We start from the raw sequence: 10,731 nt of genomic DNA on the forward strand, positions 1-10,731 counted from the left end.
ACGGCGTTAAAGACCAGAAGGTAGCCCAACATCATTAGGATGTTGATCGCCCCCATGCCGAGCGCGACCGGAAAGTGGCTGCGGTTCATAGCAAGTATGCAGCCGAGAACGAACGCGAAGAGTGCCGCGGCCAGAACACCGAGCACGCGTGCGCGACCTGGATGAGCCTGCCTTTCCCAAAGGAGAAGCGACGCTGACACCAGTAGCGTTCCGACGGTTAAGTACCAAAGGGTTTGTAAATCGATCTGCATTGCTTTGCCTGCCTTACGTCAAAGCCTACAGGGTGTTTTTTATAAGATTCTTTACGTCGCCTCTCATATTGCCGATATGGTTGGCGTAGCGTTAAGCGTGCTGTTGAGTGCCAGCACTGAAGCTGAGGGTGCGTTCCGTAAAAGGGTTTGCCGGCTGATCGAATGCGACGATATTTGAACCGCGAGGTTGTGATCGTGATGGTTGACGTGCCACCCTACGGCAATTCATGCTACCGACCGGCTCGTCGAACCGCGCCAACCTCATGAAATGCGCATAGTTGAGGAAGTAGCTGCGGAGGTTGAAGCCATTTCAGACATCCGGCGACGAAGTCCATTATCTTAGGTTTGAATATTATCGAACACTACGCTAATGGGCATTCTTTTCCAGAAAGTTGTCAGGTTAGTGATCGATAACATCGACAGCTCTAGGACGTCATGTCAGGCTCCACAAGCATGATAGTGAACCTGAGTACGACATGTCATTTTCGGTGACTTGGCATTGAGTGGCGCTGAGTACTGAGTCGGCGATTGGGTCATAGTCCCGGTGGGAGTCGACCATTTGTGGGTGCGCGACGATAGCGGGCTACCTCATGAGCCGCAAATGTCCCTCGCCTGGGAGAGCCTATTGCTTCTAAGTGCCTGAAACGAGAGCCTTTTGATAGAAACAATCGGTAAATCGTTGGTCCGAATATCAAACTGGTCAGGGGTTCAAGTCTCTTCAAGAGCATCAAATTTGAACACGTTGGAACATGTTTTTGTCTCAGCGTTTTTACGGGCCAAGCTACGTGGCAGAACTTTGACTAGATGCGGTAGAGCGGAGCTGTGATTATTTAAGTATGGTGCTGCGCGGCCGACCAGACACGGACAACAAGACCGCGCCCAGCACTCCCGATATCACCGAGCCCGCGAGAATTCCGATCCTGACCCAGTCCTGAACCGTCGGAACTATTGGACCAAACAAGGCAAGGACAGTGTTTCTGTTTCCGCTCACATTCAAATGCCTGTCATTATACGACTGCATCTGGTACCGGAACTGAACGAATTCCTCCTTGAAGGCTCATTCTCTTGATGTCTGGTTCCGATACGAATGAGTCTCCAGTCGAAATACTGAGTGAGACGCTTGTCGCTGACCGGGTCAGTCCGACGGCCCTGCTTCAAGCTGTACTCTCCGCCTCGGACGATTGCGTAAAGGTCCTAGATCTTGATGGAAGCCTTCTGTTCATGTCTGAGGGCGGTAAGCGTGTTATGGAAGTGGATGATTTCGACGTCCTAAAGGGATGCCCGTGGCCTGATTTCTGGACACAGGAAGGGAACGTCGCAGCCCGTAAAGCAATTGAGTCCGCAGCTTCGGGACAATCTGCCCGCTTCACAGGCTCTGCCAAGACTGCCCGTGGCAACGAGCGCTTCTGGGACGTGCAGGTCCTTCCTATTTTTGATAGCGCGGGAAAGCCTAGCCATTTGCTGTCAATTTCGAGGGACATCAGCGAAGCTCACAACGCAAGAGCAGAGGTGGAAAAGCTGATTGCGGCCGAGAAGGAAGCAGCCAAAGCTGAAGCGGACACATTGAGGCGGCTGTTGCTTGATGCCCCCAGCTTCATGTGCGTGCTCGAAGGACCGGATCATGTCTTCAAAATCACCAATAAGGCTTATCTTCAGCTCGTCGGCCACCGTGACCTGATTGGTATACCTGTCCGCAAGGCTTTCCCGGAAATCGAGGGGCAGGGCTTCTTTGAACTTCTCGACAGAGTTTACGAAACCGGCGAAGCTTTTGTCGGCCGTAGCGTTAGTTTCGCCGTCCAGCGAACTCTTGATAGTGAGCACACTGAGGCATTCCTGAATTTTGTTTATCAACCGATCACGAATGCAAACGGTGACGTGACTGGAATATTCGTTGAAGGGAGCGATGTCACGGACTTGAAAGACGTTGAAATTGTGCTGCGACGTAAAGAGCTTCAGCTCGAGATCGCCCTTGAAGCAGCAGGAATGGGTGTCTGGGAGTGTACGGTTGTTGACGGTCAATTCGTCAACATCGAGGAGGATGAAACTGCCCGCAAACTGCTTCATCGCTTGCCTGAGGAGACTGCAACATACGCCAGTTTCGTATCCCGCGTACACCCTGACGACCGCCTTTCTCTGGCTACCTCTGCGCTTGAGGCTCTTGAAACTGAGAGCAATGGACTTCTGGACGTTCAATACAGAATGCTCGAACGGGCGGATATGCCAAGCCGCTGGATCCATGCGAGGGCAAAGACTGTTAGGTCCGATGGCGTGACGAAATTTGTCGGAACAGTACGAGATGTCTCTGATCGCAAGGATGATGAGGCTCGCCAGCAGATGGTCAGCGGCGAATTGCAACACCGGATCAAGAACCTTTTAGCAATGGTCGGCGCCATTGCGACGCAGACATTGCGGGGGGACGATATCGCTGAACGACGGGAAGTATTCAACGCCCGCTTACATGTCCTTGCGCAGGCTCAGAATATGCTCATGGCGAATACATTGGAAAGTACGGGCATCCATGAAACCCTTCGCGCGGCATTAGCTCCCCACGGTGGATCTGACGGACGCTTCGATATCGATGGATCGCACTTTGAGATGACGCCGAAGCAAAGCCTTTCAATGGCGCTTACCCTGCACGAGCTGGCCACCAATGCGACAAAATACGGAGCACTTTCAAATGACGTTGGCCGCGTAAGAATATCGTGGCATCTGACGAAAACATCGGGGGGAAAGCAAGATCTGAATTTCGTCTGGCAGGAGAGTGGTGGGCCTGTCGTATCAGAGCCTAAAACGAAAGGATTTGGATCTCGACTCATCTCGCGTGTGTTGGCCGCCGATTTTTCAGGCGATGTACGGATCATTTACCCATCTCAAGGCGTTGTATGCACACTGGTCGCCAAGATTGGCTAGCTGATGCGAGAATAATCGCTTTGTCCCCATCATATGGGATCCGGCCAACCAGAAACTCAATTTTATGAATACTCAGAGAACCGCAGTCCTAGTCGTTGAAGATGAACCCCTCATTAGAATGGGAATTGTTGACGAGCTAGAGTTGGCAGGCTTCGACGTTTTCGAAGCAGCAAATTCGGCCGTCGCCATTCAAATTCTTATGGCCAATTCAGAGATCGCAGTGATGTTCACTGATGTTGACATGCCAGGGGATGTGGACGGGCTAAAGCTAGCTGCTGCTGTCCGTGACCGCTGGCCACCCATTACGATTATAGTGACCTCCGGGCAACGCGCTGTGTCAGTCAATGATCTCCCTGTGCGCGCTCGGTTCATGCCGAAGCCATACAATCCCGATCTGGTGGTTCAATCGATCTTGGAAATGACAGCGGAATAGAATTTCCGTCTAAGTTCGATAGTGAAGCGTTCAAAAGATCTGGGCATTGTGATCTCGGAACAGGTCTATAAACGCTAATAAGTAAAGTGGTTATGTGATGCCGAGTACTGCGTAGGTACACTGTATTGGTACTGGTTTTTCCGGTAAAAATCCGTGAGGAAAAACGGCAAAGGAGAAGAATACCAGTCGCCTCATGATGCGGTTTGGTTTTTTTGTCCGGAATAACTGACTTTACTTAATCCTTTTCGATTTTTAAGCATTCGGTTCAATCGTTCTGCAATCTTTCTTTCGTATGATCTGCCCAAAAAGAGGTGGACGGCATGACGGGCATTCAGATACGTTTGGCGGAAATTATGGAGGCGTTGAGCAAAGCGCTGGACATGACGGAAGGTCAACCGGAAGGTCACTGCATACGCTGCTGCTATATCGGCACGCAAATCGGGCGGGAAATCGGATTGGGTGATGCCGATCTTCGCGACCTTTACTATACACTTCTCCTCAAGGACCTCGGCTGTAGCAGCAACGCGGCACGCATCTGCGAGCTCTATCTTGCCGATGACCTCAGATTCAAACACGATTTTAAATTCGTGGATGGAAGCGTTGGCCAAGTTTTACGCTTTGTTATTGGCCACACGGGCATGCAGGCGGGTCTCGCCGAGCGGTTTCGCAGCATTCTCAATATCCTGAAGAACGGTGGAGAACTGTCCGTAGAACTCATCCACACTCGCTGCCAACGGGGTGCCGAAATCGCGCGCCAGATGCGTTTCTCCGAGAAAGTCGCACAGGGCATCTTTGGCCTGGACGAACACTGGAATGGTGGTGGTAAGCCAAACGGAATTGCTGCCGATCAGATCCCGCTGTTTTCCCGCATTGCCCTGCTGGCTCAGGTGGTGGACATCTTCCACATCACTGGCGGGCCTCGTAGCGCCTTGAAAGAGATCAGAAAGCGCAGAGGCGACTGGTTTGATCCAGCCCTTGTAGACGCCTTCCTCAAACTGTCCAAGCGTTCCGATTTTTGGACTGCTCTAGGCGCGACCGGCATTGAAGAGATCGTTTTAGCATCTGAGCCTGGGCAACAGGCAATTATGGCAGATGATGACTATCTGGATGACATTGCCAGTGGTTTTGCGAAGGTGATTGACGCGAAAAGCCCGTTTACGTCCGGGCACAGCGAACGCGTCGCGCTTTTCACGGATATGATTGCTGAAGAAATGGGTATCGGCTCCGAGGCTCGTCGCCTTCTAAAGCGGGCAGCACTGCTGCATGATATTGGCAAACTCGGTGTCAGTAACAACGTCCTCGACAAGCCGGGAAAGCTCGATGATGAGGAATGGATCCAGATGCGGCGCCACTCCGAATTCTCAGAGCAAATCCTCTCAAAGATCAGTGCGTTTTCCGACGTGGCGCTCATCGGTGGGGCGCATCACGAGCGCTTGGATGGCAAGGGTTATCCGCGCGGTCTGAATGCCAGTGATATTCCGATGGAAGTGCGGATTGTTTCGACGGCCGATGTCTTTGACGCACTCACGGCTGATCGACCGTACCGGGCAGCCATGCCGATTGCAAAGGCTATTTCAATTCTATGGGAAGGTGCTGGCCAATCGCACGACCCCATATGTATCGAGGCGCTGGAGCGCGCCCTTGACAGGGCAACGCTCTTGCAGGCTCTACCGCTGCAAACGGGTGTTAAAAACGACGCTGAAAAGGCGGCATAGTCCTCCCCCGTCAGAGGCAATTTTTGAAAGTTGGGTGGTATATTCTGTTAGGCCTTCATTGACCCAATTGTGCTAGTTGCTCGTCAAGCATGTCATGAAAGGACCATAGGTGTCGATTCTCAATCGTATGGGTGTACGATCCCGAATGGTCACGCTGATCTGTGCAGCTATACTTCCCTTTCTGGCTGTGATCGCTGCTGGCGTTGCATTTTCCTATGATGAAGCGGATCGCGCTGCCCGAAGAAACGTGGCCTCTGATGCGCAGCTGAGCGCTGCCAAGTTTTCTCGCGTGTTTTTGGATGCCAAGGTGGTACTTGGAACCTTGAGAGGCATGCCTGCGCTCCAGACGAGTAACCGTCCACGTTGTGATAGCTTTGTACAAAAGGTGCTCGCGAACCAAAAGATGTTCGTGACAATGGGCATTTTGGACGTCGACGGTAATATCGTTTGCCATAACAAAACTGACGCGGTGGGCAAGTTCGGAGATTCCGAATTAACACAGCGCATGACGAAAGCGGCACCCGATGACCTTCTGGTAGGGCGCTTCATGATCGGCCCCGTCAGCAAAAAGCCAATTGTCGCTGTTGCTATGCGACTTCCGACGGCGCAGAACGGCGAGCGGCTCTCGCTTTTTGGTTCGTTAGACTTGGAGGTTTTCAATCACTTGGCGCAGTCGATCGCTGCCGGTACGAACCACACTGTGGCGTTGATCGAAGCAAGCAATCAGAGAGTGTTGGTACGCTGGCCCCTGCTCGTGCCCTTTGGCACGGCGTTTCAAGATCATCCACTCATACAAACGATCGGGCAGCACCCACAGGGCGGCACGACGTTGTCCATCGGCTTTGACAGTGTTCCCCGTTTTTTTGGATACGCCCCAGTCGTTGATGCAACAGGAAGTTCACTCGCAGTCTCGCTCGGGATGCCTGAAACCGAAGCCTTCGCCGACGTTCAGGCTAGATCGACGTTGGCTACCATTCTATCTGTCTGCGCCTTTGTCGTCGCCATTTTGCTCTCAGCGGCGATCGCCTACTGGACGCAGTTGAAGCCACTTGGTCACCTCGTCCAAAAATCCGAGAGGATTGGAGACGGCGAGTTTTCGAGCCCCGTCATCATTGAGACATGGCAGGCACGGGAATTCCGTGGTCTGGCTATCAGTCTCAATCAAGCTTCCAATAAACTCCGTATTGCCCATGAAATTGAAAAACAGAATATGGAGACTGAGCGTCGTTTCAGGCTCGTTGCGGACAATACTGCTGACATGATCACGGTGATTGATACTTTTGGCACGCGGACGTTTGTATCCGGTGCCGCGCGAGATATTCTGGGTTTCGAACCGAAAGATCTCGTCGGAAAAGAGCCGCTTGATATCGTGGTTGAAGAAGACCGGGTCCGAGTGAAGGAACTGTTCAAGAAGACAAAAATATCTGGCAATGGAAGCGAGCAATATCGTGTAAGACGCCAAGACGGTTCCATCCTATGGGTCGAGGTGAGTGGGCGGCGCATGGCTGGCGAACACGACCTCGTCTTTACAATGCGTAACATCTCCAAACGAAAGGCCGTCGAGGCAGAGTTGGAAACTGCCAACATGCTGCTGTCGACGTTGGCGACGACGGACGAACTGACAGGCATCAGCAACCGGCGCGAGTTGAACCGTTCACTGATGCTTGAGGTGAAGCGCAGTGAAAGAGAAAAGCATCCTCTGTCCGTCTTGATGATCGATGTCGATCATTTCAAATCCTTCAACGATATCTACGGCCATATCGAAGGGGATCGCTGCCTGAAGGAGATTGCAGGAGGAATCTTCTCTGCGATACGTCGGCCAACTGATACGTGCGCTCGGTATGGCGGCGAGGAGTTTGCTGTCGTTCTGCCCAATACCGACGAGAATGGAGCCTGGACTCGTGCTGAAGTTATCCGTCAGGCTGTTTCGGCGTTGAATTTGTCCCATTCAGGCAGTGAAACCGGGCATGTCACGATCAGCGTTGGCATCTCTACCAGCCGCGGGGAGTTCAGCCAGGCCGACCTTCTTAAAATGGCCGATGAGGCGCTTTACACCGCCAAGCGGAGCGGTCGAAACAAGGTTATTTCGTCTCGGAAACATCAGACTACGTCAGCCTATGCGATGAAAAAGCGGTAGCAACAAAGCGTCATCTCATATGTCGTGATAGAAGATGACCGAGCAGGCTGTTCGCATTGACCGCGTCCATGACTTTTCATTGAAAATATCTTGGATCTTTCCACACTCCTAAAGGGACTTTCTTGCTGACGAAGCCATATTTTTTTGGTCACTTTGTTTGGTGCAAATCTCACCGCTGGGAATGGGCGTCAATATCTGTACCCAGCGGCGCGGCTCTCCGCGCCGAAGGCGGCGTGTTATGCTCGATAACCTGACCGCTTCAGCATTAGCACAAGCAGATTTTCAAGTGTCGGCAACGCCATCTATTCAATGCGGCTTTATCGCCGACCGAGATCGCTCCTAAATAGCCCATTCCAGCCAGGCCAAACTGCTCCGTACATATGAGAATTCGGCCTCAAAGGAAAAACTACAATAACAAGGTCGTTGGTTCAGATCCCCTCAAGGCGAGGGAGCCCGAGCGAAGTAAGGCAGCCTTAAAAGTAGCCGCCCCTCCCGCCGATTGCGGGCCACCGCACTTGGAGAAAAGATAGACATTGGCGTTCCACTTTTTGATCGGTCGAGATCGCCATGCCAGACGGATTATCAAGCACGGACTATGGTTTTCTACCACGTCCCGTTGCGACTGTCTGCGAGTTGCGGCAGTCATAACTGCAAAAGTTTTGGAGTTTTCTTGATCATGACGAGGTCACCCCAGGCGATCGACACTCTTGTGGGATCGCGGATGAGAATGCGCCGGGCTATGCTCAGTGTCAGCCAAACTAAGCTTGGTGACAGCCTTGGGATTTCGTTTCAGCAGGTTCAGAAGTATGAGATGGGAACGAACCGGATAGGGGCAGGTCGACTGCAACGCATCGCCGAACTGCTTGATGTTCCCGTCTCTTTTTTCTTTAAGGGCGACGTTGGCGCACCGCAAGAGATCGCGGCGCAGGCGAGGGCGTTTATTGCGACTGACGATGCTGTTATCCGTCAACGGGTTCTTAAATTGGTTCAATCCCTCGTAGTCCGTCCGGGTATCGACGCATAACTGGGACTGCTGCTGGTTTGATGATGAAAAGAGAGTTGCGACATCGCCGGGACTTTTGCCGATAGTGTCATGAGCAGTTTTGGAAACGATGCCTTTTTTTCTTGTAACGCATACCGCACTTGTCGAATCTGACAGCGAGGAGGTCGCTGCCCATGATGTGGTTGAGACGATCAGGTCGGGTGTTGCGATGTCGGTGTCGGTTAAGTCGGACGAGGGGACATCCCGGACAGTATTCCTTCCAGCAAAGATAGCTGGTCGAGTTTTAGAGGGTGCCAGCGCCGAGACGACCGCTGAGGTCACGTCCCCGGTCGTAAAGCCCGGACCCGATAGGCCGACCGCAGCCAATGACGTCGGCGCGGTCAGAAATAGGTCCGCAGTTTTTTCAGCATTTTGGCAGGGTGTCGGTATCGGGATCATTGCCATGGTGACGCTCTGGTTTTTGATGTGGTCGCTAGGCGGCTGCGCATTCACAGGCTGACAGCGTAAGCCACGGCTACACGTTTCACATCCTCAACCCCAGACCGTTCCTCAGGGACTGTTTGAGCTCGTATTGTTGTGTGAGCTCGGCTCGTTGGGCGCGCTCGACGATGCGGGCGACGTGTTTGATCCGGTCGAGTTGTTTGGCAAGGTCTGGCTCCAGGCGCAACGCGTCCGGTTTCAGGTGGCGCGGATCGGCGCTGCCAAAGCGCTGCTCGAGCGCGGCTGTAATTGTGCGAGCTTCGGCAAGAGCCGATTGTCCCTCTGGCGTTGCCAGAAGATGTTTGAGGAATGTCGGCCTGTCTTCAAGGGCCAGGCTGTCAAACTGCTGCAGAAGGGCTTGGCTGCGTTGCGTCAGGCCTGGGACTTCAACGATGTCCTGGCGCTCACGTTTCCAGGTTTCTGACTTGCGCTCTGCCTCCAGGCGACGCTGCCAGGTTTCAGCAGCGTATAGGACGTGGTTGCCAAGGGCGTGTGCATAATGGCGGGCAAGCTTGCGCTCCTTGTTTTCGCCGAGAAGCCCGACTTTGCCGCGCAGGGGTCCGAACTGCTCGGGGGTCTCGATGAGTGATCTGGCCAGGACGCGCCCCTCAATCCCCTTGTCTACGATTGCAGCACTCAGCGTTGCTGCCGCCTGTTCAGGATCGACGTAGACCTCTCGACCGACGCAGCGGACGACCTGCATGTCGTGCTCCAGAGATGGCTTTGCCTTTTCGCGGGCGATGTCATCGACAGTGCGATCGTAGAAGCGAACGGCGGGAATGAGCGGGGCGGGAACGTCTGCGGGGACAACGAGACGCGCACCCTGATCGGCTTGAACGTGTTGAAGACCATGCGCGGCGTCGAGGGCGTTGAGAGCAGGACCGACCAGATCGTAAACTGGCTCCTCGTCAGCCTGGCTGCGATCATGTGGCCGATCCTGCATCTGGCCCACCGGCCGCCCGGTGAGGTGCTGAACGTCATGCGCCACAGCTGTCGCGACTTCAAGTTTTATCGCATCTGTGTCGTTCACCTTTGATGTCAGCCCGCGCCGCTCGGCAAAGACGTTGGTATAATCAAGCGTCGTTTCCTTGGCGCCGGACCGGCTCATGCTGGCGACGATCTCCTTCATGTCGGTCAGCTCATCGCGACCGGCATAGAGCTTTGCCTCATGACGGTGACGGGTCATGGCGACATAGGTGAGATGCCGGTCCATGGTTGAGGATGCCATGACAAAGGCGCGGTCGACGGTTGCCCCTTGTGCCTTGTGAATGGTGGTGGCGTAACCATGGTCAAAGGATTGGTAATCTTTGACTGGTATTGAGACAATACCGGTGTCCCTAACCCGGTCCCCTGATCCGTCGAGCCGCATCTGTATTGCGTTCGGCTCGACGGCCTCCACCCTTCCCAACATGCCGTTCTTGACGCCGAGATCGCGATTGTTTTCCAGAAGAAGAATACGGTCGCCGGGCGCAAAGGAGCGCTTGCCGTTGACGGTCTGATAGACGATCTCACGATCTCCATTGTCAGCAAGACGCGTCCCGACGTTAACGGCCGTCGCTTCATCGTCGCCGATGTCCAGACCACTGCCTTTCGCCAGCAACCCTTTGGCCTGCAGCGCCTGTCTGATGCCGTCATTGATGGCGCGAACATCGACGCGGCGATGGGCGAGAGCAATGCGGGATGCGGATGGGTTTTGGTTGATATCGGCAAGATAGTCAGCCACGAGTTTTTCGCGCGCCATCTCCCGGTCATCGGCAAACACAACGTGACCACGATCCGCATAATCGCGTAATGCGTGACGG

At 53.7% G+C, this 10,731-nt stretch carries 6 protein-coding genes and 1 pseudogene; 5 read left to right on the forward strand and 2 right to left on the reverse strand.

The genetic code is table 11. The annotated features are described in order from the left end of the window. Window positions 1–251, reverse strand: a pseudogene (locus ACQZ51_RS23445) (GGDEF domain-containing protein); the annotation flags it as partial. Between the two features lie 1,068 nt (window positions 252–1,319). Here ACQZ51_RS23445 and ACQZ51_RS23450 point away from each other — a divergent pair. The 5 genes from ACQZ51_RS23450 to ACQZ51_RS23470 all read left to right on the forward strand — a co-directional run bounded on the left by ACQZ51_RS23450 (window position 1,320) and on the right by ACQZ51_RS23470 (window position 8,470). Then, entirely contained in the window at window positions 1,320–3,161 is a 1,842-nt protein-coding gene (locus ACQZ51_RS23450) for a PAS domain-containing protein (protein WP_448780952.1), read from the forward strand. A gap of 64 nt (window positions 3,162–3,225) precedes the next feature. Next, entirely contained in the window at window positions 3,226–3,594 is a 369-nt protein-coding gene (locus ACQZ51_RS23455) for a response regulator (protein ID WP_448780954.1), read from the forward strand. A gap of 320 nt (window positions 3,595–3,914) precedes the next feature. Then, complete coding sequence (locus tag ACQZ51_RS23460) at window positions 3,915–5,309, forward strand: HD-GYP domain-containing protein (protein ID WP_448780956.1); 1,395 nt, start codon at window positions 3,915–3,917, stop codon at window positions 5,307–5,309. A 145-nt stretch (window positions 5,310–5,454) separates the two neighbouring features. Continuing rightward, window positions 5,455–7,446, forward strand: coding sequence for a diguanylate cyclase (locus ACQZ51_RS23465; RefSeq protein WP_448780957.1), 1,992 nt, complete (start codon window positions 5,455–5,457; stop codon window positions 7,444–7,446). 676 nt (window positions 7,447–8,122) lie between these two features. Beyond that, on the forward strand, window positions 8,123–8,470 hold the full coding sequence (locus ACQZ51_RS23470; protein ID WP_448780959.1) for a helix-turn-helix domain-containing protein: 348 nt from the start codon (window positions 8,123–8,125) through the stop codon (window positions 8,468–8,470). 502 nt (window positions 8,471–8,972) lie between these two features. Here the strand turns inward: ACQZ51_RS23470 and ACQZ51_RS23475 are convergent. Continuing rightward, the coding region (locus tag ACQZ51_RS23475) for a BID domain-containing protein (RefSeq protein WP_448780961.1) at window positions 8,973–10,731 on the reverse strand (1,759 nt) is incomplete at its 5' end.

The organism is Agrobacterium sp. CG674 (genome assembly GCF_053521645.1).